General features: G+C 70.9%; 22 protein-coding genes and 1 pseudogene. 12 read left to right on the plus strand and 11 right to left on the minus strand.

The genetic code is table 11. From position 1 onward, the window contains the following. Positions 1-32 precede the first annotated feature (32 nt). From ABZ877_RS12280 to ABZ877_RS12305, 6 genes are all read left to right on the plus strand, one after another. Positions 33-1,844: a phosphatidylglycerol lysyltransferase domain-containing protein gene (locus ABZ877_RS12280; protein ID WP_361068542.1), complete on the plus strand. Its 1,812-nt coding sequence runs from the start codon at positions 33-35 to the stop codon at positions 1,842-1,844. A 136-nt stretch (positions 1,845-1,980) separates the two neighbouring features. Next, a complete protein-coding gene (gene folP / locus ABZ877_RS12285; protein WP_361068545.1) occupies positions 1,981-2,844 on the plus strand; it encodes a dihydropteroate synthase in 864 nt (287 codons plus the stop codon). Further along, entirely contained in the window at positions 2,841-3,398 is a 558-nt protein-coding gene (locus ABZ877_RS12290; protein WP_361068548.1) for a nuclear transport factor 2 family protein, read from the plus strand. Before folP ends, ABZ877_RS12290 begins: the two co-directional genes overlap by 4 nt. 211 nt (positions 3,399-3,609) lie before the next feature. Then, positions 3,610-3,969, plus strand: coding sequence for a dihydroneopterin aldolase (folB, locus tag ABZ877_RS12295; protein ID WP_361068551.1), 360 nt, complete (start codon positions 3,610-3,612; stop codon positions 3,967-3,969). Continuing rightward, a complete protein-coding gene (folK, locus tag ABZ877_RS12300) occupies positions 3,966-4,565 on the plus strand; it encodes a 2-amino-4-hydroxy-6-hydroxymethyldihydropteridine diphosphokinase (RefSeq protein ID WP_361068554.1) in 600 nt (199 codons plus the stop codon). Before folB ends, folK begins: the two co-directional genes overlap by 4 nt. 67 nt (positions 4,566-4,632) lie before the next feature. Beyond that, complete coding sequence (locus ABZ877_RS12305; protein WP_361068557.1) at positions 4,633-5,115, plus strand: DUF3180 domain-containing protein; 483 nt, start codon at positions 4,633-4,635, stop codon at positions 5,113-5,115. A 24-nt stretch (positions 5,116-5,139) separates the two neighbouring features. Here ABZ877_RS12305 and folE read toward each other — a convergent pair whose 3' ends face one another. The 6 genes from folE to dacB form a co-directional block, all read right to left on the minus strand. After that, entirely contained in the window at positions 5,140-5,745 is a 606-nt protein-coding gene (gene folE / locus ABZ877_RS12310; RefSeq protein ID WP_361068560.1) for a GTP cyclohydrolase I FolE, read from the minus strand. Positions 5,746-5,855: 110 nt separating this feature from the next. Then, a complete protein-coding gene (ftsH, locus tag ABZ877_RS12315; RefSeq protein ID WP_361068563.1) occupies positions 5,856-7,871 on the minus strand; it encodes an ATP-dependent zinc metalloprotease FtsH in 2,016 nt (671 codons plus the stop codon). A 195-nt stretch (positions 7,872-8,066) separates the two neighbouring features. Then, positions 8,067-8,627 (minus strand): hypoxanthine phosphoribosyltransferase, encoded by a 561-nt coding sequence (gene hpt / locus ABZ877_RS12320; protein WP_043244364.1) that lies wholly within the window; start codon positions 8,625-8,627, stop codon positions 8,067-8,069. Positions 8,628-8,671: 44 nt separating this feature from the next. Then, positions 8,672-9,694 (minus strand): tRNA lysidine(34) synthetase TilS, encoded by a 1,023-nt coding sequence (gene tilS, locus ABZ877_RS12325; RefSeq protein WP_361068567.1) that lies wholly within the window; start codon positions 9,692-9,694, stop codon positions 8,672-8,674. A gap of 198 nt (positions 9,695-9,892) precedes the next feature. Continuing rightward, complete coding sequence (locus ABZ877_RS12330; protein WP_361068570.1) at positions 9,893-11,038, minus strand: zinc-dependent metalloprotease; 1,146 nt, start codon at positions 11,036-11,038, stop codon at positions 9,893-9,895. Between the two features lie 258 nt (positions 11,039-11,296). Further along, entirely contained in the window at positions 11,297-12,739 is a 1,443-nt protein-coding gene (gene dacB, locus ABZ877_RS12335; RefSeq protein WP_361068926.1) for a D-alanyl-D-alanine carboxypeptidase/D-alanyl-D-alanine-endopeptidase, read from the minus strand. 146 nt (positions 12,740-12,885) lie between these two features. On the opposite strand from dacB, the gene ABZ877_RS12340 reads away from it, so the two are divergent. Further along, positions 12,886-13,377 (plus strand): inorganic diphosphatase, encoded by a 492-nt coding sequence (locus ABZ877_RS12340; RefSeq protein WP_111662754.1) that lies wholly within the window; start codon positions 12,886-12,888, stop codon positions 13,375-13,377. A 181-nt stretch (positions 13,378-13,558) separates the two neighbouring features. Beyond that, the gene (locus ABZ877_RS12345) at positions 13,559-15,217 is read left to right on the plus strand and encodes a threonine/serine exporter family protein (protein WP_361068573.1); all 1,659 of its coding nucleotides are present in this window, start codon (positions 13,559-13,561) and stop codon (positions 15,215-15,217) included. Positions 15,218-15,318: 101 nt separating this feature from the next. Here the strand turns inward: ABZ877_RS12345 and ABZ877_RS12350 are convergent. Beyond that, positions 15,319-15,942 (minus strand): annotated as a pseudogene (locus tag ABZ877_RS12350) (VTT domain-containing protein); the annotation flags it as partial. Positions 15,943-16,106: 164 nt separating this feature from the next. Continuing rightward, a complete protein-coding gene (locus tag ABZ877_RS12355) occupies positions 16,107-16,868 on the minus strand; it encodes a MerR family transcriptional regulator (RefSeq protein ID WP_361068576.1) in 762 nt (253 codons plus the stop codon). A gap of 266 nt (positions 16,869-17,134) precedes the next feature. Here ABZ877_RS12355 and ABZ877_RS12360 point away from each other — a divergent pair, with 266 nt between their 5' ends. Then, a complete protein-coding gene (locus ABZ877_RS12360) occupies positions 17,135-18,553 on the plus strand; it encodes a glutamate decarboxylase (RefSeq protein WP_361068579.1) in 1,419 nt (472 codons plus the stop codon). Positions 18,554-18,556: 3 nt separating this feature from the next. Here ABZ877_RS12360 and ABZ877_RS12365 read toward each other — a convergent pair whose 3' ends face one another. Further along, positions 18,557-19,174, minus strand: coding sequence for a PadR family transcriptional regulator (locus ABZ877_RS12365; RefSeq protein WP_361068582.1), 618 nt, complete (start codon positions 19,172-19,174; stop codon positions 18,557-18,559). Positions 19,175-19,200: 26 nt separating this feature from the next. Further along, complete coding sequence (locus ABZ877_RS12370; RefSeq protein WP_361068585.1) at positions 19,201-19,737, minus strand: DinB family protein; 537 nt, start codon at positions 19,735-19,737, stop codon at positions 19,201-19,203. A gap of 230 nt (positions 19,738-19,967) precedes the next feature. On the opposite strand from ABZ877_RS12370, the gene ABZ877_RS12375 reads away from it, so the two are divergent. Then, a complete protein-coding gene (locus ABZ877_RS12375) occupies positions 19,968-20,213 on the plus strand; it encodes a DUF397 domain-containing protein (protein WP_361068588.1) in 246 nt (81 codons plus the stop codon). A 16-nt stretch (positions 20,214-20,229) separates the two neighbouring features. Here ABZ877_RS12375 and ABZ877_RS12380 read toward each other — a convergent pair whose 3' ends face one another. Then, positions 20,230-20,712: an ATP-binding protein gene (locus ABZ877_RS12380; protein WP_361068590.1), complete on the minus strand. Its 483-nt coding sequence runs from the start codon at positions 20,710-20,712 to the stop codon at positions 20,230-20,232. Between the two features lie 255 nt (positions 20,713-20,967). Here ABZ877_RS12380 and ABZ877_RS12385 point away from each other — a divergent pair, with 255 nt between their 5' ends. Together ABZ877_RS12385 and ABZ877_RS12390 are read left to right on the plus strand one after the other, a co-directional pair. Further along, the gene (locus ABZ877_RS12385; RefSeq protein WP_361068592.1) at positions 20,968-21,834 is read left to right on the plus strand and encodes a helix-turn-helix transcriptional regulator; all 867 of its coding nucleotides are present in this window, start codon (positions 20,968-20,970) and stop codon (positions 21,832-21,834) included. A 113-nt stretch (positions 21,835-21,947) separates the two neighbouring features. After that, positions 21,948-23,414, plus strand: a complete 1,467-nt coding sequence (locus ABZ877_RS12390) for an aldehyde dehydrogenase family protein (protein WP_361068595.1) — start codon at positions 21,948-21,950, stop codon at positions 23,412-23,414. Positions 23,415-23,436: the final 22 nt, after the last annotated feature.

A 23,436-nucleotide genomic window follows, 5' to 3' on the forward strand; every position in this document is an offset into this window, starting at 1 on the left:
GTTCACGTTTCTCGCGGAACTACGGGAATGCGATGTTCGTCAGGAAAAGCGCGGTTCGGGGCGCGGAGGCTTCCGGGGGATCAGCGGGCCGGGCGCGGCGCGTGCCGCGGGGCCCGCGACCGGAGTCCGTACCGGCCCTGATCGCCCGGGCCTGTGTCCTGGCCGGGTTCCTCGACATCGCGGCCGGCGTCTTCCCGCGCTTCCGCCACAGCCGGATGCATACCCTCGCCGAGGTGCTGCCGGGCACGCTCGGCCCGTTCGCCGCGGCGCTCGCGCTCAGCAGCGGCGTCCTGCTGCTCCTGCTCGCGCACGGTCTGCGGCGCCGCAAGCGGCGGGCCTGGCGGGCGGCGGTGGTGCTGCTGCCGTTCGGCGCCTGCGCACAGTTCGCGTACCGGCACTCGTTCGTCGGCGTCGTCATCCCGCTGCTGCTCCTGTGGCTGCTCGCCAGGCACCGCGGGCAGTTCGACGCCCTGCCCGACCCGCGCAGCCGCTGGCGCGCGCTGACGAACTTCGTGCTCATGGGCGCGGGGTCGATCCTGCTCGGCCTCGCCATCGTGAGCGTCCATCCGCACCGGATCGTCGGCAACCCGAGCCTCGCCGAGCGCCTGGAGCACGTCCTGTACGGCCTGTTCGGCGTCGACGGGCCGCTCGACTACGCGGGCACCACGTCGCGCACGGTCGCGGTGTCCCTGGGCGCGCTCGGCCTGATCACCGCTCTGACCACCGTCTATCTGGCCTTCCGCCCCGCGCGGCCGGCCGCGTGGCTCAGCGAGGAGGACGAGGTACGACTGCGCGCCCTCCTGGACAAGCACGGCGCGCGGGACTCCCTCGGCCACTTCGCGCTCCGCCGCGACAAGGGCGTGGTGTTCTCCCCCAGCGGCAAGGCGGCCGTCTGCTACCGCGTGGTCTCCGGCGTCATGCTCGCGGGCGGTGACCCCGTGGGCGACGTGGAGGCCTGGCCCGGCGCCATCGAGCACTTCATGGACGAGGCGCGCGCCCACTCCTGGACCCCGGCCGTCATGGGCTGCTCCGAGACCGGCGGCGAGGTGTGGACCCGCGAGACCGGCCTGACCGCGCTCGAACTGGGCGACGAGGCGGTGGTGGACGTCGCGGATTTCACCCTGGCCGGGCGCGCGATGCGCAATGTGCGCCAGATGGTCAGGAGGATCGAGCGCCATGGCTACGAGACCCGGGTGCGGCGCGTCCGTGACCTCGCCCCCGCCGAGCTGGCCCGTGTCCGCCGCGCCGCCGACGACTGGCGCGGCACCGACACCGAGCGCGGCTTCTCCATGGCGCTCGGCCGGATCGGCGACGCGTCGGACGCCGACTGTCTGATCGCCACGGCCCACAGGAGCGACGCGGCAGGCACCGAGCCCGGCCCTTACGGCGATCTCAAGGCGGTGCTCCACTTCGTCCCCTGGGGCGACGACGGCGTCTCCCTCGACCTGATGCGCCGCGACCGCGACGCCGACCCGGGGCTGAACGAGCTGCTCATCGTCGCCGCCCTCGAAGCTGCCCCGAAACTCGGCATCGCGCGCGTGTCGCTCAATTTCGCCATGTTCCGCGCGGCACTCGCGCGCGGCGAGCGCATCGGCGCGGGCCCCGTCCTGCGCGCCTGGCGCGGCCTGCTGGTGTTCCTCTCGCGCTGGTTCCAGATCGAGTCGCTGTACAGGTTCAACGCCAAGTTCCACCCGCGCTGGCACCCCCGCTTCGTGGTCTACGACTCCACGAAGGACCTCCCGAGGATCGGCTGGGCGGCCATGCAGGCGGAGGGCTTCGTGACGATCCGCCTCCCCCGCCCTCTGCGCCACCGCCTCCAGGAACAGGGGACGCAGGCCGCCTGAGGTCACCGCCAGGGGCGCGGGGAACGGCGCGAGCGACCACGACGGAACCCGCACCCGGCCCCGCACACCACCGCCCCGCCCCGGTAGCCGCCCACCCCGACGCGGCCCCACCGGATCCGGCTCTAGGCTGGAGGCCATGAGCACGTCGCAGGTCCACCGCGGCCACGTAGCCCACCTCCCCGTCTGGGACCGCTGCGCGGTCATGGGCGTCGTCAACGTGACGCCCGACTCCTTCTCCGACGGGGGCCGCTGGTTCGACACCACCGCGGCGATCAAGCACGGCCTCGACCTCGTGGCCCAGGGCGCCGACCTCGTGGACGTCGGCGGCGAGTCCACCCGCCCCGGCGCGACCCGGGTCGACGAGGACGAGGAGCTCAAGCGCGTCATCCCCGTCGTGCGCGGCCTGACCGGTGAAGGGGTCACCGTCTCCGTCGACACCATGCGCGCCAGCGTCGCCGAGCAGTCGCTCGCGGCGGGCGCGGTCCTCGTCAACGACGTGAGCGGCGGTCTCGCCGACCCGGCGATGGTCCCGGTCGTCGCCGCCGCGGGAGCGCCCTTCGTGGTGATGCACTGGCGCGGCTTCCTGGAGGGCGCCACCATCCGCGGCAGCTACCAGGACGTCGTCGCCGAGGTCGTCGGCGAGCTGCACGCGCGCGTGGAGGCCATCGTCGAGGGCGGCATCGCCCCCGACCACATCGTCGTCGACCCCGGTCTCGGCTTCTCCAAGGAGCCCGCGCACGACCTCGCCCTCCTCGCCCACCTCGGCGAGCTGCGCGCCCTCGGCCACCCGGTCCTGGTCGCCGCCTCCCGCAAGCGGTTCCTCGGCCACGTACTCGCCGACGAGGAGGGCGCACCGCCGCCCGCGCGCGAGCGCGACGCCGCGACCGCCGCCGTCTCCGCCATCGCCGCGCACACCGGCGCCTGGGCGGTGCGCGTCCACGAGGTCCGGGCCACCGCCGATGCGGTCCGGGTGGCGCGCGCCGTCGAGGGAGCCCAGTGACCAGCACCGACACCCAGGCCGTCGACGCCGCCAACCGCGCCTACTACGAGGCCATGGAGCGCGGCGACTTCGAGGAGCTGACGTCCCTGTGGCTGGCGCCCGAGGACGTCTCCTACGCCGAGGACGCGGACCCCGACGACGCCGAGGACACCTCGATCAGCTGTGTGCACCCGGGCTGGCCGGTGCTCACGGGGCGCGGCGAGGTCCTGCGCTCGTACGCGCTGATCATGGCGAACACCGAGTACATCCAGTTCTTCCTGACCGACGTACGGATCAGCGTCGTCGCCGACACGGCCCTCGTGACCTGCACGGAGAACATCCTCAGCGGCGGTCCGGCCCCCGCCGACTCCGATGAGCTGGGCCCGCTCGTCGGCCAGCTCGTCGTCGCCACGAACGTGTTCCGGCGCACCCGCGACGGCTGGAAGCTGTGGTCCCACCACGCGTCCCCGGTGCTCGCGGAGTCGGACGACGACGCGGACGGCGCGCGTCTCGCCGAACGCGCCGACGACGAGGACGTCCCCGACAACCCCGGGGACGACGGACCACTCGGCTGAGTGGTAATCGCTCTTGCGGAAGCGCGAAATCCCCTCCCGGGGTTGGTTTCCGGGCTCACTGGGTAGGGGCGGCTACCAGCCGCGGGCCCGGCTGTCCATAGCCCCCGCGGGCGAGTGCTGTCCGTGCTCGCAGGTAGATTCGATCGAGGCTGCCGTGTCGACCGCACATCGGCGTGAGCGGCCTTCACCGACGACTGCAGGAGTGATTCGCGTGGATCGTGTCGCGCTGCGCGGCCTCAAGGCCCGCGGGCACCATGGCGTCTTCCCCCGGGAGCGCGAGGAGGGCCAGACCTTCATCGTGGACCTGGTGCTCGGTCTGGACACCCGGGCGGCCGCGGCCGACGACGACCTGACGAAGACCGTGCACTACGGCATCGTGGCGGAGGAGGTGGTGGCCGTCGTCGCGGGCGAGCCGGTCGACCTCATCGAGACGCTCGCGGAGCGCATCGCCCGTACGTGCCTGAAGCACGACGGGGTGGAGGAGGTCGAGGTGTGCGTCCACAAGCCGGACGCCCCGATCACCGTGCCCTTCGACGACGTGACCGTCACCATCACCCGGAGCCGAGTATGAACCAGACGCAGTTCGACCCGACCGTCCAGCCGGTGCCGACCTCGGTGACGGCGCAGGTCGACGCCGCCGACACCACGCTCTCCAACCCCCGGCGCGCCGTCCTCTCCCTCGGCGCCAACCTGGGCAACCGCCTGGAGACCCTCCAGGGCGCCGTCGACGCCCTGGAGGACACCCCGGGCGTCCGCGTCAAAGCGGTCTCGCCGGTCTACGAGACGGAGCCGTGGGGCGTCGAGCCCGGCAGCCAGCCCTCGTACTTCAACGCGGTGGTGGTGCTGAAGACGACGCTGCCGCCCGCCTCGCTCCTGGAGCGCGCGCACGCCGTCGAGGAGGCGTTCCACCGCGTCCGGGACGAGCGCTGGGGCCCGCGCACCCTCGACGTCGACATCGTCGCCTACGCCGAGGTGGTCTCCGACGACCCGACGCTCACGCTGCCGCACCCGCGCGCCCACGAGCGGGCCTTCGTCCTCGCCCCGTGGCACGACGTGGAGCCGGACGCGCAGGTGCCCGGCCTGGGTCCGGTCGCCGAGCTGCTGTCCGGTGTGCCCCGCGACGGGGTGGCGCCGCGCGCCGACCTGGAACTCCGGCTGCCCGAGTAATCGTTAAGGTCGTGCGGGCAGGCCGGGAAGACGGGGCCCGGGGACACATGAAGGGCTATGCACGGGGATGAAGCAACTGCGCATCAGGACGTTGGCGGGCCTGTTCCTGGCCGCCGGGGTGCTGTCCTGGGCCGGCGCCCGGCTGTGGGACTCCCTCGGCACGCTGCCGAAGGTCCCGCTGGCCGCGCCGATCGTCCTCGCGGTGATCGCCGCCGTGCTCCTCGCGACGGCCCTGTCCATCCGCTCCCGGCTCAAGGCCCAGCGCGAGCGGCGCCCGGAGGCGAAGGGCGTCGACCCGATGATGGCCGCCCGGGCGCTGGTCTTCGGCCAGGCCAGCGCGCTGGTCGCGGCCCTGGTGGCCGGGATGTACGGCGGCACCGGTGTCTTCCTCCTGGAGTGGCTGGAGGTCCCGGCCCGACGCGATCAGGCCATCTACGCGGGCTTCTCGGTCCTCGCCGGGATCGCGGTGATAGCGGCGGCCCTCTTCCTGGAGCGCGTCTGCAAGCTCCCGGAGGACGACGACACCGAGGGCACGGCGACGGCCGCCTGACCGGCCCACGGGCCGCTGAGGGGCTCAGCGGCCGATGATCAGGCTCATCGCCTCGTTGCGCGTCGCCGCGTCCCGGAGCTGGCCCCGCACCGCCGACGTGATCGTCTTGGCGCCGTGCTTGCGCACACCCCGCATCGACATGCACATGTGCTCGCACTCGACGACGACGATGACGCCGCGCGGCTCCAGTATCTCCATCAAGGAGTCCGCGATCTGCGTGGTCAGCCGCTCCTGGACCTGCGGACGGCGGGCGTAGACGTCGACGAGGCGGGCCAGCTTCGACAGACCGGTGATCTTGCCGTCGGCCGACGGGATGTAGCCGACGTGCGCGACGCCCACGAACGGCACGAGGTGGTGCTCACAGCTCGACTGGACCTCGATGTCCTTCACCAGGACCATCTCGTCGTGGCCCAGGTCGAACGTCGTCGTCAGGACGTCCTCGGGCTTCTGCCACAGGCCCGCGAAGATCTCCCTGTACGCGCGGGCCACCCGGGCCGGGGTCTCCCGCAGGCCCTCACGGTCCGGGTCCTCACCGACGGCGATGAGCAGTTCGCGCACGGCGTTCTCGGCGCGCTTCTCGTCGAACTCGCCGATCGTGCCGTCGCCGTCCAGCGTCACCGGGTCGGTCATGAGGTGCCTCTTCTCGTCAAGTGCAGGCGCGGTCGCACAAAAGGCCGCGTCCCCCACACCGTAAAGCGTGGGGGACGCGGCCTGCATTCCGGGCTGTGAGTCGCCTCGTGTCAGCTCTCGGGGCGGTCTTCCTTCACCGTGTCCACCGGGGTGGTGGACTCGATGGCGGGCGCCGTCCCGTTCGCCCCGTTCGTCAGCGAGAGCTCCTTGGGGGAGAGCACCGGCGGGCGGGTCGAGGGGGTGCGGCGGGAGGAGCCGGTCCACGCGGGGCGGGCCGGACGCTTCACGATCGGGGCGAAGATCTCGGCGATCTCCTCCTTGTTCAGCGTCTCCTTCTCGAGCAGCGCGAGGACCAGGTTGTCCAGGACGTCGCGGTTCTCGACGAGGATCTCCCACGCCTCGTTGTGCGCGGTCTCGATGAGCTTCTTGACCTCTTCGTCGACGAGGGCCGCGACCTCTTCCGAGTAGTCGCGCTGGTGGCCCATCTCACGGCCGAGGAACGGCTCCGTGTTGTCGCCGCCGAACTTGATCGCGCCGAGCCGCTCGGTCATGCCGTACTGCGTGACCATCGCGCGGGCCGTGCTGGTGGCCTTCTCGATGTCGTTCGCCGCGCCCGTCGTCGGGTCGTGGAAGACGAGCTCCTCGGCCGCGCGGCCGCCCAGCATGTAGGCGAGCTGGTCGAGCATCTCGTTGCGCGTGGTCGAGTACTTGTCCTCGTCCGGGAGCACCATCGTGTAGCCGAGGGCGCGGCCGCGGGAGAGGATCGTGATCTTGTGGACCGGGTCGGAGTTCGGGGAGGCCGCCGCGACCAGGGCGTGTCCGCCCTCGTGGTACGCGGTGATCTTCTTCTCCTTGTCGGACATGATCCGGGTCCGCTTCTGCGGGCCCGCGACCACGCGGTCGATCGCCTCGTCCAGCATCTTGTTGTCGATCAGCTTCTTGTCCGAGCGCGCCGTGAGCAGCGCCGCCTCGTTCAGCACGTTCGACAGGTCGGCGCCGGTGAAGCCCGGGGTGCGGCGCGCGACGGCCGACAGGTCGACGTCGGGCGCGACGGGCTTGCCCTTCTGGTGCACCTTGAGGATCTCGAGGCGCCCCTGCATGTCCGGGCGGTCGACGGCGATCTGCCGGTCGAAGCGGCCCGGGCGCAGCAGCGCCGGGTCGAGGATGTCGGGCCGGTTGGTGGCGGCGATCAGGATGACGCCGCCCTTCACGTCGAAGCCGTCCATCTCGACGAGCAGCTGGTTGAGGGTCTGCTCGCGCTCGTCGTGACCGCCGCCGAGGCCGGCGCCGCGGTGGCGGCCGACCGCGTCGATCTCGTCGACGAAGACGATCGCCGGGGCGTTCGCCTTGGCCTGCTCGAAGAGGTCACGGACGCGGGAGGCACCGACACCGACGAACATCTCGACGAAGTCGGAGCCGGAGATCGAGTAGAACGGGACCCCGGCCTCGCCGGCGACGGCGCGCGCGAGGAGCGTCTTGCCGGTTCCGGGCGGGCCGTAGAGCAGCACGCCCTTGGGGATCTTGGCGCCGACGGCCTGGAACTTGGCCGGCTCCTGGAGGAACTCCTTGATCTCGTGGAGCTCCTCGACGGCCTCGTCCGACCCCGCCACGTCGGCGAACGTCGTCTTCGGGGTGTCCTTGGTGATGAGCTTGGCCTTGGACTTCCCGAACTGCATGACCCGGGAGCCGCCGCCCTGCATCTGGTTCATCAGGAACAGGAAGACGACGACGATCAGGACGAAGGGCAGCAGGGAGAGCAGGATGCCCACGAAGGGGTTCTGCTTCGACGGGGAAACGGTGTACCCGTCGGGGATCTGCTTGTCCTCGAACTTGGCCTGCAGGCTCTTGGCCACGTCGACGCCCTGGTCGCCGATGTAGCTCGCCTGGATCTTGCTGGAGCCCTCGACCTTCTGGCCGTCCTTCAGCTCGACCTTGATGGTGCTTTCATCGCCGGTGGTGAGCTTGGCCGACTCCACCTTGTTGTCGTTGATGGCCTGAATGACCTGGCCGGTGTCCACCGTCTTGTAGCCGCCGGACGAACCGACGACCTGCATCAACACGACCACGGCAAGGACGGCCAGCACGATCCACATGACCGGCCCACGGAAGTATCGCTTCACGTCCATCCATACGGAGCGATGACGCCCCGTCCCTCCTGCCATAGTGAGTTTGATAAGGCTGTTTGAAGCTGTTTGAAGAACTGTTCTTCGGACGGTACCCCAGCATTGTCACCCGACGCCGCACGGGACGACCGACAAACGACCCTTCGCATGCTCCAACGGCGGGGAGCCCCTGAGGGTTCCCGGCCGCCTCGGGGGTGCTCAGCCGCCGTAGACGTGCGGCGCGAGCGTGCCGACGAACGGCAGGTTGCGGTACTTCTCCGCGTAGTCCAGGCCGTAGCCGACGACGAACTCGTTCGGGATGTCGAAGCCGACCCACTTCACGTCGATGGCGACCTTGGCCGCCTCCGGCTTGCGCAGCAGCGTGCAGACCTCCAGGGAGGCGGGCTCGCGCGAGCCGAGGTTGGTGAGCAGCCAGGACAGCGTCAGCCCGGAGTCGATGATGTCCTCGACGATCAGGACGTGCTTGCCCTTGATGTCGGTGTCGAGGTCCTTGAGGATCCGCACGACGCCGGAGGACTGGGTGCCCGCGCCGTACGAGGACACCGCCATCCAGTCCATCGTGACGGGGGTGGACAGGGCGCGTGCCAGGTCCGCCATGACCATGACGGCGCCCTTGAGGACCCCGACGATGAGCAGGTCCTTGCCCGCGTACTCCGCGTCGACCTTGGCGGCCAGTTCGGCCAGCTTCGCGTCGATCTCTTCCTTGGTGATGAGCACCGACTTGAGGTCGGTGCCCATGTCTTTCGCGTCCACCCGCATCACTTTCGGTCGTCCCACCGGCCGCCGCGACGTGAGCCGCGGTGTCAGCCTTGCCGGATGACCAGTCTGCCACCCTGGCGCTGAGCGACGACTTTGCCCGGGAGGTTGATCTCTCCCTGGCCGCGCCAGCCGGTGATCAGACGGTCGACTTCCTCGATGTGCCGGGCGAAGAGCGCGCCGGCCGGTGCGCCCGCCTCGATGGCGGCCTTGCGCAGGACGCGGCGGCGCACGGCGGGCGGCAGCGCGTAGAGCTTCGCGCACTCCAGGAGCCCCGCCGCGTCCCGTACGGAGTCGGCGGCCTGGCCGGCCCAGGCGTCCAGGGCGTCCGCGTCGTCCCGAGAGAGCCGGGCCGTACGGGCGAGGGCCTCGACGACGCCCTTGCCGAGCGCCTTCTCCAGGGCGGGCAGCCCTTCGTGGCGCAGCCGGGAGCGGGTGTAGGCGGGGTCCGTGTTGTGGGGGTCGTCCCAGACGGGCAGGTGCTGCACGAGGCAGGCCTTGCGGGCGGTCTGGCGGTCGAGCTGGAGGAAGGGGCGCCGGTAGCGGTTCTCGGCACCCGGCCCGCCGGAGACGGGGGCCATGCCGGACAGGGAGCGGATGCCGGAGCCGCGGGCGAGGCCGAGCAGGACGGTCTCGGCCTGGTCGTCGCGGGTGTGGCCGAGGAGGACGGCGGCGGCGCCGTGGCGCTGGGCGGCGTCGTCGAGGGCGGCGTAGCGGGCGTCGCGTGCGGCGGCTTCGGGGCCGCCCGCGCGGCCGACCTGGACGGCGACGGACTCGGCGGGGTTCAGGCCGAGGGCGGTCAGGCGCAGGACGACGTCCTCGGCCCGGGCGTCGGAGCCGGGCTGCAGACCGTGGTCGACGGTGATGCCACCGGCGCGGATGCCGAGCTTGGGCGCCTCGAAGGCGAGGGCGGAGGCGAGCGCCATGGAGTCGGCGCCGCCGGAGCAGGCGACGAGCACGAGGGGGCTCGGCTGTTCATCGCCGGGGGGCTGGGGGTGTGCGCTGAGGACGTCGTGGAGTACGCGGCGGACCGCCAGGCGTATCGCCGCGACCGCAGGATGGGGACCCATGTCCGGTTCCCTTCATTCCGTGTCTGGGAGGTGGGCGCCAGAAAGAGAGCTGGCTCAGTCGCTCAACGGTTTTCCGGTGGGATCGGTCACGCAGAGTGCCTTGATGGTGACAGAGCCGAGCCATTCCCTGAGCATCGCACGCCTACCCGCGGGCCACGGTCCCTCGGATGGGTGATCCTGAGCACTTCCGGACGCGGTTCACGGGGTGTCGTGAGCTCCGTCCGCCTTGTTGTGCACCCGCGCGACCCAGTCCGCGGGTTTGGCGATCTCCGCTTTGGTGGGGAGCGTGTTGGGCGACGTCCAGACGCGGTTGAAGCCGTCCATGCCGACCTGGTCGACGACGGCACGCACGAACCGTTCGCCGTCGCGGTACTGGCGCAGCTTGGCGTCGAGGCCGAGGAGCTTGCGCAGGGCCAGGTCGAGCCGGGAGGCGCCCTTCTGCCTGCGCTGCTGAAACTTCTCGCGGATCTCGCCGACGGTCGGTACGACGGCCGGGCCGACGCCGTCCATGACGTAGTCGGCGTGGCCCTCCAGGAGCGACATGACGGCGGTGAGGCGGGCCAGGATCTCGCGCTGGGCCGGGGACTGGACGAGCTCGACGAGGGAGCGGCCGCCGTCGTCCTCCTCGCCCTCGGGGCGTCCGCCCGCGAGGGACTGGGCGGCTTCCCTGATCCGCTCCAGGAAGGTGGAGGGGTCGACCTCGGTCTCGGCGAGGAACGACTGGATCTCGCCCTCCAGGTGGTCGCGGAGCCAGGGCACCGCGGTGAACTGGGTGCGGTGCGTCTCCTCGTGGAGGCAGACCCAGAGCCGGAAGTCGTGCGGGTCGACCTCGAGTTCGCGCTCGACGTGGACGATGTTCGGCGCGACGAGGAGCAGGCGCCCGCCGCCGTCCGGCGCGGCCGGGAGGTCACGGGAGGGCGGGGCGAAGGTCTCGTACTGGCCGAGGACGCGGGAGGACATGAACGACAGGAGCATGCCGAGTTCGACGCCGGTGACCTTGCCGCCGACCGCGCCGAGCACGGCGCCGCCCGCGCCCGAGCGGCGCTGCTGCATCTTGTCGAGGAGGGGCTTGAGGATCTCGCGGAAACCCTCGACGTTGGCCCGCACCCAGCCCGGCCGGTCCACGACCAGGACGGGGGTGTCGTGCACGTCCTCGGTCGCCATGCGCGTGTACGCGCGTACGTGCTCCTCGGACGCCTTCGCGTGTCGGCGCAGCTCCGCGACGATGGCCCGTGCCTCGTCGCGGCTGACTTCCGGACCTGGTCGTACGAGTCGGGTCGCGGTCGCCACCGCGAGGTTCCAGTCGACCATCCCTGAACTGGCAGCACCGCCGATGCTCGTCATGCGTCAACGGTACGTGACCCCTTCCGCGCGCGGAGGGGGTTGCGCCCGGCTGTGTTCAGCGGCAGCCGCGGTCGGCTCCGCCGGGAGAGGCGGATCAGAGCGGGCCCGGGCCGTCCAAGGGCGGGCGCCCACCGGCCCCGGTACGGACGCCGGTCAAGCCCCGACGGCTCACGCACGCCGACGGGGGCGCTCCGAGCATGGTGCGGCGGAAACCACTGTCGGCCCCCACCGAGCGGGGAAAGCCGCTCCCCGCCACGGTCAGCGGCAGCCGCAGTTGGCGAGTGTGGAGGCCAGGCGGTCCAGGCCCGCTTGGGCCGACTGGGGGCCGGGGGCGTTCTGGGTCAGGAAGGCGAAGACCAGGAGGCGGCCGTCGGCGTCGACGACCGTGCCGGCCAGGGTGTTCACGCCGGTCAGGGTGCCGGTCTTGGCGCGGACCAGGCCCGTTCCGGAGGCGTCGGCCGCGTCGTCGTAGCGGCTGCTGAGCGTGCCGGTGAAGCCCGCGACGGGCAGTCCGGTGAGCACGGAGCGCAGTGCGGGGCGGCGGGGTTCGGCGGCTTTGGCGAGCAGGCCGGTGAGGAGGTTCGCGGAGACCTTGTCGGCGCGGTCGAGGCCGCTGCCGTCGGCGAAGCGGGTCCCGGCGAGGGGCAGGCCGAGCTTGTCGAGCTGTTTCCTTATGGCCTTGCCCGCTCCGGCGAAGGAGTGGTCCTCGTGCGCGGCGATGGCGGCCTGCCGGGCGAGGGCTTCGGCGATGTCGTTGTCGCTGTGCGTCAGCATGCGCTCGACCAGGGCGGACAGCGGGGGTGACTCGACCTTGGCGACGTCCTCGGCCCCGGCGGGCGCCTTGGCCGCGCGCGGGTCGCCGCCCTTCGTCCTGACGCCGCGCTCGCGCAGCAGGTCGGCGAAGGTGTGGGCCGCCGACGCCGCGGGGTCCGCCGCGCGCGTGGCGGGGCCGCTGGTCGAGTCGTCGGTGCGGGCCTCGTCGGCCATGAGGGCGGTGACCTGGGCGAGGTTCTCGTTGGGGCCGATCGGGTGGGTGGTGGGCCCGGAGTAGAGCGAGGTGTCGTACGTCAGGGTGATCTCGGTGGTGCCGGCCGCCTTGAGCGACGCGGCGGTTTTGTCGGCGAGAGTGCGCAGGCTGGCGGCGCCGTAAGGATTCTTCTGACGCGCCGTCAGCGTGGGGTCGCCGCCCCCGACCAGAACGAGCTTTCGGGCCGCCTTGTCGAGCACCGTACGGGTCGCAATGCGGTGATCGGGCCCGGCCGCCGACAGCGCGGCGACCGCCGTGGCCAGCTTGGTCGTGGACGCCGGGGTCAGCGCGTCGCCCGCGGATCTGCCGTACAGCCGCTTGCCGGTGGCGGCGTCGACGACCGCGGCCGTGCGGTGCGTACCCAGCGCGGGGTCCCTCAGGAGCGGGTCGAGGACCTCGGCCAGGGCGCCCGGCGTGGGCCCCGGCACCCTCGCGCCGGGCGCGGCGAGCACCGCGGGGGCGCTCGGCGCGGCGGGCGGCGCGCCGGGTCGGGTGCCCGGCGCACCGCCGTGATCTGCGCCACCCCAGGCCACCTGAACGGCCGCCCGGTCCGCCTCGGCCTTACGCTGGCCGGAAGCGTCCCAGGGACCGGTCGTGGCCACCACGACGGCCGCCAGGGCAAGGCCCACCGCCGTCGCGCCTGCCGCGACGTGCCTGGTCCTCGCTCGTACCACCGCTGTGGCAGCGGTCTTCGCCGCGCTCGTCAAGAGCTGCGAAGCCTTCGGCTCCGGCACCGCGGACCAGCCCCTTTCGCGATCACACACCTGCGTGAGGGACACTTAACCACCAGTCGTATGTGTTGATCATGGAGGAGCCACCGGTGGAGTTCGACGTCACGATCGAGATTCCGAAGGGTTCGCGGAACAAGTACGAGGTCGACCACGAGACCGGTCGGATCCGTCTGGACCGTCGTCTGTTCACCTCGACCGCCTACCCGACGGACTACGGGTTCGTCGAGAACACCCTCGGCGAGGACGGCGACCCGCTGGACGCCCTGGTCATCCTGGACGAGCCGACCTTCCCGGGCTGCCTCATCAAGTGCCGCGCCATCGGCATGTTCCGGATGACGGACGAGGCCGGCGGCGACGACAAGCTGCTGTGCGTCCCGGCGACGGACCCGCGCATGGAGCACCTGCGCGACATCCACCACGTCTCCGAGTTCGACCGCCTGGAGATCCAGCACTTCTTCGAGGTCTACAAGGACCTGGAGCCCGGCAAGTCCGTCGAGGGCGCCGACTGGGTGGGCCGCACCGAGGCCGAGGCCGAGATCGAGCGCTCGTACAAGCGTGCCCAGGACCAGGGCGGCCACTGACCGGTCGATGACCGGTCACTGACCGAAAGGTTCACCCACGGGCCGCACGACCTCAGCCGAGGCCGTGCGGCCCGTTCGTGTGGGAGTGCGCATACTGAGTCGTACGGGAGGCAGACGCTTAGTACGTAGACGTGCGTAGGCGGACGTACGTCGGGCGAGGAAGCACAGAGGTGCCACAGAGGTGACGGAACGGGAGACGGAGGCCCTGGAGGACCGCAAGCCGCAGTCCGACGAGGCCCGCAGCCAGTTCACCCAGCCGACCGGGGTGGTGACCGCGCCTGCGCCGGTGGACGACGAGTCGTCGACGACCTCGGAGTTCGCGCTCCCCGAGGGCCTGAACGTCCAGCCGTCCGAGGCGCCGGACGCCGAGGGCTCCGCCTTCACCCCGCCGAGGACGTACAGCTCGCGCCAGTCCCCGCCCGCGTTCACCCCGGCGCACGGCATCCCCATGGTCAAGCTGACCAAGGAGGCGCCCTGGCAGGACCGGATGCGCACGATGCTGCGGATGCCGGTCGCCGACCGGCCCGCGCCCGAGGCGGTGCAGAAGCAGGACGACACGGGGCCCGCCGTGCCGCGCGTGCTCGACCTGACCCTGCGCATCGGGGAGCTGCTGCTCGCGGGTGGTGAGGGCGCCGAGGACGTGGAGGCGGCGATGTTCGCCGTGTGCCGCTCCTACGGGCTCGACCGGTGCGAGCCGACGGTGACGTTCACGCTGCTTTCGATCACCTTCCAGCCCTCGCTCGTCGACGACCCGGTGACCGCGTCACGCACCGTGCGCCGCCGCGGCACCGACTACAACCGGCTCGCGGCCGTGTTCCGTCTCGTCGACGACATCAGCGACGACGAGGTCGACGTCACGCTCGAAGAGGCCTACCGGCGGCTCGCGGAGATCCGCCGCAACCGCCACCCCTACCCGGGCTGGGCGCTGACCGGGGCGAACGGCCTGCTCGCCGGGTCCGCCTCCGTCCTCGTCGGCGGTGACCCGCTGGTCTTCGTCGCGGCGGCGGTCGGCGCGATGCTCGGCGACCGGCTGGCCTGGCTCTGCGCGGGCCGCGGGTTCCCGGAGTTCTACCAGTTCACGGTGGCCGCGATGCCACCCGCCGCGATCGGCCTGGTGCTCACGCTCGCCCATGTGGACGTGAAGGCGTCGGCGGTGATCACCGGTGGACTCTTTGCGCTGCTGCCCGGGCGGGCGCTGGTCGCGGGCGTGCAGGACGGCCTGACCGGCTTCTACATCACGGCCGCGGCACGTCTGCTCGAAGTCATGTACTTCTTCGTCGGCATCGTCATCGGCGTGCTGATCATGCTGTACGTCGGTGTGCAATTGCACGCGGAGCTCAACCCCGAGGCGGCGCTGCACCCCGTCCACCGACCGTACTGGCAGATCGCCGCGTCGATGGCGCTGTCGCTCGCGTTCGCCGTCCTGCTCCAGCAGGAACGTTCGACCGTGCTCGCCGTGACGCTCAACGGCGGGGTGGCCTGGGTGGTCTACGGGGCGATGCACGACGCGGGCGGCATCTCGCCGGTCGCCTCCACCGCCGCCGCGGCCGGGCTCGTCGGCCTGTTCGGCCAGCTGTTCTCCCGCTACCGGTTCGCGTCGGCGCTGCCCTACGTCACGGCCGCGATCGGCCCGCTGCTGCCCGGTTCGGCCACGTACTTCGGGCTGCTCGCGATCGCGCACAACGACGTGAACCACGGGATCGTCTCGCTGTCGAAGGCGGCCGCGCTCGCCCTGGCCATCGCCATCGGGGTGAACCTCGGTGGCGAGATCTCCCGGCTCTTCCTGCGCTCGCCGGGGGCGGCGAACCGCCGCGCGGCCAAGCGGACGCGCGGCTTCTAGAGCTTCCGGGGGAAACGGCCCTACCGCTTGGCGTGGCGGCCGCGCTGCCCCTGAACCGGGGGCTGTGCCTGGTCACCGGCGGGGCCCGGGTTCTCCCGGGCCGCCTTCTTGGACTTGCCCCGCGCCCGCAGGAACTCGATCGCGATCGGCACCACCGAGACCAGGACAATCAGGATCAGGATCGCCTCGATGTTCTTGTGCACGAACGCGATGTTGCCGAGCCAGGAGCCGAGCAGCGTCACGCCCGCGCCCCACAGGATGCCGCCGATCACGTTGTACGTGATGAACGAGCGGTACTTCATGCCGGAGACACCGGCGATGATCGGCGTGAAGGTGCGGACGATCGGCACGAACCGGGCCAGGACCAGCGACTTGGGGCCGTGCTTCTCGAAGAACTCGTGCGCCTTCTGCACGTTCTCCTGCTTGAACAGCTTGGAGTCGGGGCGCCGGAACAGCGAGGGGCCGACCTTCTTGCCGAAGAGATAGCCCGCCTGGTCGCCCAGGATCGCCGCGACGCAGATCAGGGCGACCGCGCCCCCCAGCGGGAAGTCCATCGTGCCCGCCGTGATCAGCAGGCCCGTGGTGAACAGCAGCGAGTCGCCCGGCAGGAAGAAGCCGATCAGGAGCCCCGACTCGGCGAACACGATCAGCAGCAGACCCCAGATGCCGAACGTGTTCAGCAGGTAGTCCGGGTCCAGCCAGCTTGGTCCGAGAGCAAGCGTCATCACGGGTCCGGGCTCCTGGGGGCTTGGGAAACGGTACGGAACAGACCGATACGAAGGTCGGGCAAGGCAATGATGGTGCAAAGTTATCAACGCCCATCGCCTGTGCCAGGTTCCAGTGGCCCCTTCAGGATGCACTGTGCCCCAACTGTGGCAAACCTGCCGGGTCAGCCGCCGTGCCGGGCGGCGTTCGCGTGGACGGCGTCCCGCAGGTGCTCCGCGACGCCCTCGCCCATGGCGTCGTAGAACGCCTTGAACCGCTCGTCGGCCACGTACATGTCGCCGAGGCAGACGTGCATCGCGTAAGGGCACTCGTAGAACCAGCGCGAGATGTGCGCGCGGTGCTCCTCGGCCAGGTCCATGGCGTCCTCGCCGGTCGCGGGGGCGCCGGAGGCGACGAGGGCCGCGTAGCGCGCGCTCCAGTCGTCGGTCTCGGCCTGGAGGCGCTTCCAGTCCTCCTTGGTGTAGCCGGCGGCCCGGCGCTGCGACTCGGCGTACGCCTCGGTGCCGCCCCAGCGCTCCTCGGCCTCCTGCGCGTACCGCTCCGGGTCCTTGTCCCCGAAGACCTCGAAGCGCTCCTCGGGCGTGAGCTGGATCCCCATCTTCTGTGCCTCCATGGCGTGTTCGACGGCCTCGGCCATCTTTCGCAGTCGTTCGATACGGGCGACGAGGACCTCGTGTTGGCGCCGCAGATGTTCGCGCGGGTCCGTCGCGGGGTCGTCGAGCAGGGTCCGCACCTCGTCCAGGGGAAAGCCCAGCTCGCGGTAGAAGAGGATTCGCTGGAGCCGGTCGAGGTCGGCGTCGGTGTAGCGGCGGTGGCCCGCGTGGTTGCGTCCGCCGGGCACGAGCAGGCCGATCTCGTCGTAGTGGTGCAGGGTCCGCACGGTGACACCGGCGAATCCGGCCACCTGGCCCACCGGGTAGCTCATCGCGGGTCCTCCTGATCGTCGTCGCGTTCCCGCTGTCGTCCGTGGTCGCAAGCCTGGCTCCTCACGCCGCGTGAGGTGCAAGCTCCCTCCGCGCCCCGAGTGTTATGCGCACTATGTCCGCATACAGTGGCGCCGTGGGCTCTGCAGCCGCGGCTTCGGCTCCTGGTGACCGGGCGGGCGCGGGTGCGACTCTCGGAGGGCGGAACGCCCTTGCGCCGATACCTCTGCCCGCCCTGGAATTCCCCTCGATCACAGGAGTTGACGGCATGTCTCCGCTGCATCAGAGCCCGTCCGACAAACCCGGCGAACCCCGCCTCTCCGTCAACCCGATCTTCGGGGAGGCCAACCCGACGGCCGGGATGGTCGACGCGCCGCCCAAGCACCGGCTGCCGGACCGGCCGCTCGCGCCCATGACCGCGTACCAGCTCGTGCACGACGAGCTGATGCTCGACGGGAACGCCCGCCTCAACCTCGCCACCTTCGTCACCACGTGGATGGAGCCGCAGGCCGGGGTGCTGATGGGCGAGTGCCGGGACAAGAACATGATCGACAAGGACGAGTACCCGCGCACCGCCGAGCTGGAGAAGCGCTGCGTGGCGATGCTCGCCGACCTGTGGAACGCGCCGGACCCGTCGGCCACCGTCGGCTGTTCGACGACGGGGTCCAGCGAGGCGTGCATGCTCGCCGGGATGGCGCTCAAGCGGCGCTGGGCCCAGAAGAACGCGGACCGCTATCCGTCCCGTGACGCCCGGCCCAATCTCGTCATGGGCGTGAACGTGCAGGTCTGCTGGGAGAAGTTCTGCAATTTCTGGGAGGTCGAGGCGCGGCAGGTGCCGATGGAGGGCGACCGCTTCCACCTCGACCCGGCGGCGGCGGCCGAGCTGTGCGACGAGAACACGATCGGTGTCGTCGGCGTCCTCGGCTCCACCTTCGACGGCTCCTACGAGCCGATCGCCGATCTGTGCGCGGCGCTGGACGCCCTCCAGGAGCGGACCGGGCTCGACATCCCCGTGCACGTGGACGGGGCGTCGGGTGCGATGGTGGCGCCCTTCCTCGACCCGGACCTGGTGTGGGACTTCCGGCTGCCGCGCGTGGCGTCGATCAACACCTCGGGCCACAAGTACGGCCTGGTCTACCCGGGGGTGGGCTGGGCCCTGTGGCGTTCGGCGGAGGCACTCCCCGAGGAGCTGGTCTTCCGCGTGAACTACCTGGGCGGCGACATGCCGACCTTCGCCCTGAACTTCTCGCGGCCCGGGGCCCAGGTGGTCGCGCAGTACTACATGTTCCTGCGCCTCGGCCGGGAGGGTTACCGGGCCGTCCAGCAGGCGTCGCGCGACGTGGCGCGCGGCCTGGCCGAGCGGATCGAGGCGCTGGGCGACTTCCGCCTGGTCACACGCGGCGACGAGCTGCCGGTCTTCGCGTTCACGACGGCGCCGGAGGTGACCGCCTTCGACGTGTTCGACGTGTCGCGGCGGCTGCGGGAGCGCGGCTGGCTGGTGCCCGCGTACACGTTCCCGGCGAACCGCGAGGACCTGGCGGTGCTCCGGATCGTGTGCCGCAACGGCTTCTCGGCGGACCTCGCCCAGCTCCTCGTCGAGGACCTGAACCGGCTCCTCCCGGAGCTGCGCCGCCAGCCGCACCCCTTCACCCGTGACCGGGGCGCGGCGACCAGCTTCCACCACTAGTTCTCAGGCTTGGGCGTACGGGTTCTCCTGGCCGTCCGCGAGCACCCCCACGAACGGCTCGCCCTCGCCCGCGAACGTGTAGGCGCCGCCCTCGATGCGGCCGATCAGGGCGCGGGTCCACTCCGCGCCGGTGTCGGCGGAGTGCACCCAGTAGTTCATGATCTCGCCGATGTGGCCGAGCTGCTCGGGGCCGCCCTCGGGCGTGTAGTCCTCGGTGACGGCGGTGCGCCACTCCTCGATGCGGCGCACCCGCTCGCCGAGCAGGGCGACGGCCTCCGCGCGCGGCAGGTCGACCATGAAGCCGAGCGCGGCGGTCAGGCTGTCGGGCCGCTGGTCGTACGCGGTGAGGGCGGAGCGGAGCTGGGCGAAGTACTCCTCGCTGCCGCGCCGTGTGATCTCGTACTCGGTGCGCGGCGGGCCGCCGGCCGGGGACGGTTCCGTCTCGTGCGCGACCAGGAGTCCTTCCTTCGCCATCTGCTTGAGGGCGTGGTAGACGGAGCCCGGCTTGGCGTTCGACCACTCGTGCGCGCCCCAGTACTCCAGGTCGCTGCGCACCTGGTAGCCGTGGGCGCGCCCGTGCTGGCGCACGGCTCCGAGGACCAGGAGGCGGATCGCTGACATACGGCCAGCGTATGGCCACCGGCCGCTCAGTTCTGCGCGAGGGCGATCAGTTCGTAGGCGGTCTTGCCGTCGAGGGACTGCCGGATGATGTCGGCGTGGCCGGCGTGCCGGGCCGTCTCGCGGATCAGGTGCAGGCCGAGCCAGCGCACGGAGACGGCGGGGCAGCCGAAGAACCACGGGTCGGGCGGGAGCGGGAACGTGTCGTCCAGGCTGGGCGCCGCGCGGAAGAACTCCTCGGTGCGGCGGGCGACGTCCTCGTAGTAGTCGAGCATGTGCTGGACCGTCTCGTCGCCGACGAGGCGGAAGCTGTCGCCCCAGTTCTCCGCCGACCGCTGGATGTCCGGGGCGATCTGTCGCGCCCTCGCGATCCATCCCTGCTCGACCTCGGCCACGTGCTTGAGGAGTCCGGAGAGGGAGAGCTCGCTGGCGCTCGGTGTCGCGGCGGCCTGCTCGTCGGTGAGGCCGAGCAGGGCCCGGCGGATGCCGCCGCGCTGTTCGTCGATGAAGGCGAGCAGGGCCCCGCGCTCGTCGCCGGGGGCTTCGGGGTTCACGTGCATGACCATGGCGGCCGCCTCTCGTGTCGGGGTGACAGAAGAACAGTAGGAGCCATGTAGGTCAGATCCTGGCCGCTATGGGGAGCGCTTGCATGAGAGGGTCGGGGAAGGGCAGATGCACAGTGTGCTGTAACCAACGGAACACCGCGCGTGCACGTGCATCTGCCCATGCAGCCGCATGTGAACGCAGCTATGCTCTCGCACAGTTGGGACAGTTGATCACCACCGGGGAGCGAACCGTGCACCACGTGTACAACGGCATGGCGGCCACGGATCTGCACGGAGTGGTCTGGCAGAAGAGCAGGCACAGCAACTCGCAGGGTTCCTGCGTGGAGTTCGCCAAGTTGCCCGGTGGCCGCGTGGCCGTGCGCAACTCCAACTACCCGGAGGGGCCCGCCCTCGTCTACACGCCCGCCGAGATCGAGGCGATGCTGCTCGGTGTGAAGGACGGCGAGTTCGACCATCTCGTGACCCCCGGCGCCTGAGGCGGGCCGCCCGCGGTCACAGCCGGAACAGCGCCCAGACCACCTTGCCGCTGAGCGTCCCGGCCAGCGGGTGCCAGCCCCAGCTGTCGCTGAAGGACTCGACGAGGAAGAGACCGCGCCCGGACTCGGCGGAGCAGTCGTCCTGCGGTTCACCGGTCGCGGGGCTGTCATCACTGGGGTCGCGCACCGCGCACACCACACGCGTCGTCCAGCGCATCAAGTGCAGCCGTACGGGCGGCTCCTGGTCGTCCGGGGCATCCCCGGGCAGCGCGTGCCGCAGGGCGTTGGTGACGAGTTCGGAGACGACCAGACAGATGTCGTCGAAGCGCTCGGGGACGTCCCACTCGGACAGCGTCCTGCGGGTGAACTGCCGTGCGCTGCCCACCGCTTCGAACCGCGCGGGCAGCGCGCACGAGGCGGAGCCGGAGACGCCCGAGGGGTCGATGGGAGGAAGCCCCTGCCGTAAAGGCTCGAGCATGGTCGATCCGTTCGTCCCCATGCGAGGCACTCCCCAGATTCGCGTGCGTAGCGAGCGGTGGTGACGGCCATCGTTCCGAATGCGTACTACGGATGCAAGGGCAGATGCACGTGCACGCGCCGGACTTGGACCTTCCCGTACCACTTCTTGGTCATTTCTTCCTACGACTTCTTGCGCAGGTCTTTCGCGATCTCTCCCTTTCTGTAACCGAACGCATACAGCCAGCCGCGTTTTAATGGCAGACTTCGGCCCTTGAACCGATGGGGAGGCAGAGACGTGACCGCTGGGGATCCGAGCGGCTCGGTGGTGCGGCGCATTCTGTTGGGCTCGCAACTGAGGCGCCTGAGGGAATCGCGCGGCATCACCCGCGAGGCCGCCGGATACTCGATCCGCGCCTCGGAATCCAAGATCAGCCGCTTGGAGTTGGGGCGCGTGAGCTTCAAGGCGAGGGACGTCGAGGACCTGTTGACCCTGTACGGAGTCACGGACGAGGCCGAGCGGGGAGCGCTGCTCTCCCTCGTGAAGGAGGCCAACGTCGCGGGCTGGTGGCACAGTTACTCGGACGTGCTGCCCAGCTGGTTCCAGACGTACGTGGGACTGGAGGGCGCCGCGTCGGTGATCCGCGGCTACGAGGCCCAGTTCGTGCACGGCCTGCTCCAGACCGAGGCGTACGCGCACGCGGTGGTCGAGCGCGGCATGCGCGGCGCCTCCGGCGAGGAGGTCGAGCGCCGGGTCGCGCTGCGGCTCGCACGGCAGAAGGTGCTGGTCGCCGAGCGCGCGCCGGAGGTCCGGCTGATCCTGGACGAGGCCGCGCTGCGCCGGGTGCACGGCGGTCCTTCGGTGATGCGCGAGCAGTTGAACCACCTGGTCGAGGCCGCGCAGCGGCCGCACATCACGCTCCAGGTGGTGCCGTTCAGCCACGGCTGGCACGCCGGCGAGTCCGGCACCTTCACGCTGCTCACGTTCCCGGAGTCCGACCTCTCCGACGTCGTCTTCCTCGAACAGCTCACCAGCGCCCTCTACCTGGACAAGGCCGAGGACGTGGCCCAGTACGAGAAGGCCATGGCGCGGCTCCAGGAGGACTGCCCCTCGCCGGAGGAGAGCCTGGAGCTGTTGCGGCGCATCGCGGCCGAATTCGACTGACGGGTGCGGCAGTTGTGGGCACGAGTTGTCCGGAGTTCATCCACAACTGACAAGTAACCACCCTACGATGACGTCACATCAGGTGCCCGGCGCAGCAGCAGAGGATCTCGGCCATGACGTCACACGCGTACTTCACGGATCTCGACCGGCAGTACATCGACGGTGCGTGGCGCACGGGGCGCGGATCCTGGGACATCCTCGACTTCAACCCGTACAACGGTGACAAGCTCGCCTCCATCACCGTCGCCTCCGTCGAGGAGGTCGACGAGGCGTACCGGGCGGCCGAGCGGGCGCAGAAGGAGTGGGCGCGGACCAACGCGTACACGCGCCGCCTCGTCTTCGAGCGGGCCCTGCGCCTCCTGGAGGAGCGCGAGGACGAGATCGCCGAGGCGATCATCGACGAACTGGGCGGCACCCGTGTGAAGGCCGGGTTCGAGCTGCACCTCGCCAAGGAGTTCCTGCGGGAGGCCGTCCAGCTGGCACTGCGCCCGCAGGGCCGTGTCATCCCCTCCCCCGAGGACGGCAAGGAGAACCGCGTCTACCGCGTGCCGGTCGGGGTCGTCGGAGTGATCTCGCCGTTCAACTTCCCGTTCCTGCTGTCCCTGAAGTCGGTGGCGCCCGCGCTCGCGCTGGGCAACGGTGTCGTGCTCAAGCCGCACCAGTGCACGCCGGTCGTCGGCGGCGCGCTGGTCGCGAAGCTCTTCGAGGACGCGGGCCTGCCGCCCGGCCTGCTGAACGTCGTCATCACCGACATCGCCGAGATCGGCGACGCCTTGCTCACGCACCCCGTGCCGAAGGTCATCTCCTTCACCGGCTCGGACGCGGTCGGCCAGCACGTGGCGACGGTGTGCGCCTCGCAGTTCAAGCACGCGGTGCTGGAACTCGGCGGCAACAGCGCCCTGACCGTCCTCGACGACGCCGACATCGACTACGCGGTCGACGCGGCGGTCTTCAGCCGGTACGTGCACCAGGGCCAGGTCTGCATGGCCGCGAACCGCATCCTCGTGGACCGCAAGGTCGAGAAGGAGTTCACGGAGAAGTTCGTCGCGAAGGTGGCGACGCTCAAGGCGGGCGACCCGCGCGACCCGGAGACGGTCATCGGCCCGCTCATCAACTCGACGCAGGCCGACGCGGTCTCCGGCGTCGTGGAACAGGCGGTGCGGGAGGGCGCCAGGGTGCTGCTGCGCGGTGAGGTGGACGGCAACCTGGTCGAGCCGGTCGTCCTGACCGGACTGCCCGCCGACTCACCGGTGCTGCGCCAGGAGATCTTCGGCCCGGTCGCGCTCCTCGTCCCGTTCGACGGGGACGAGGAGGCGGTGCGGATCGCGAACGACACCCCGTACGGGCTGAGCGGGGCGGTGCACACCGGCGACATCGAGCGGGGCGTGGCGTTCGCCCACCGCATCGACACCGGCATGATCCACGTCAACGACGGCACCGTGCACGACGAGCCGCTGGTCGCCTTCGGCGGGGAGAAGCGGTCGGGGCTCGGCCGCCTCAACGGGGAGGCGACCGTGGAGGCCTTCACGACGCAGAAGTGGATCTCCGTGCAGCACGGCCGGAGCCGCTTCCCCTTCTGAGGCCCCTGTTACTTCTGAGGTC

Source organism: Streptomyces sp. NPDC046939 (assembly GCF_040644575.1).
In the GTDB taxonomy this organism is placed as follows: Bacteria; Actinomycetota; Actinomycetes; order Streptomycetales; family Streptomycetaceae; genus Streptomyces.

What these genes read in the sequence shown, in the direction of transcription:
- folE (WP_361068560.1), bottom strand. Translation starts at nt 5,745, where the DNA reads ATGACCGACCCGGTGACGCTGGACGGCGACGGCACGATCGGCGAGTTC.
- ABZ877_RS12280 (WP_361068542.1), top strand. Translation starts at nt 33, where the DNA reads ATGTTCGTCAGGAAAAGCGCGGTTCGGGGCGCGGAGGCTTCCGGGGGA.
- ABZ877_RS12360 (WP_361068579.1), top strand. Translation starts at nt 17,135, where the DNA reads ATGTCTCCGCTGCATCAGAGCCCGTCCGACAAACCCGGCGAACCCCGC.
- ABZ877_RS12370 (WP_361068585.1), bottom strand. Translation starts at nt 19,737, where the DNA reads ATGGTCATGCACGTGAACCCCGAAGCCCCCGGCGACGAGCGCGGGGCC.
- ABZ877_RS12380 (WP_361068590.1), bottom strand. Translation starts at nt 20,712, where the DNA reads ATGGGGACGAACGGATCGACCATGCTCGAGCCTTTACGGCAGGGGCTT.
- ftsH (WP_361068563.1), bottom strand. Translation starts at nt 7,871, where the DNA reads ATGGACGTGAAGCGATACTTCCGTGGGCCGGTCATGTGGATCGTGCTG.
- ABZ877_RS12330 (WP_361068570.1), bottom strand. Translation starts at nt 11,038, where the DNA reads ATGACGAGCATCGGCGGTGCTGCCAGTTCAGGGATGGTCGACTGGAAC.
- ABZ877_RS12355 (WP_361068576.1), bottom strand. Translation starts at nt 16,868, where the DNA reads ATGAGCTACCCGGTGGGCCAGGTGGCCGGATTCGCCGGTGTCACCGTG.
- tilS (WP_361068567.1), bottom strand. Translation starts at nt 9,694, where the DNA reads ATGGGTCCCCATCCTGCGGTCGCGGCGATACGCCTGGCGGTCCGCCGC.
- folK (WP_361068554.1), top strand. Translation starts at nt 3,966, where the DNA reads ATGAACCAGACGCAGTTCGACCCGACCGTCCAGCCGGTGCCGACCTCG.
- ABZ877_RS12390 (WP_361068595.1), top strand. Translation starts at nt 21,948, where the DNA reads ATGACGTCACACGCGTACTTCACGGATCTCGACCGGCAGTACATCGAC.
- hpt (WP_043244364.1), bottom strand. Translation starts at nt 8,627, where the DNA reads ATGCGGGTGGACGCGAAAGACATGGGCACCGACCTCAAGTCGGTGCTC.
- folP (WP_361068545.1), top strand. Translation starts at nt 1,981, where the DNA reads ATGAGCACGTCGCAGGTCCACCGCGGCCACGTAGCCCACCTCCCCGTC.
- ABZ877_RS12305 (WP_361068557.1), top strand. Translation starts at nt 4,633, where the DNA reads ATGAAGCAACTGCGCATCAGGACGTTGGCGGGCCTGTTCCTGGCCGCC.
- ABZ877_RS12365 (WP_361068582.1), bottom strand. Translation starts at nt 19,174, where the DNA reads ATGTCAGCGATCCGCCTCCTGGTCCTCGGAGCCGTGCGCCAGCACGGG.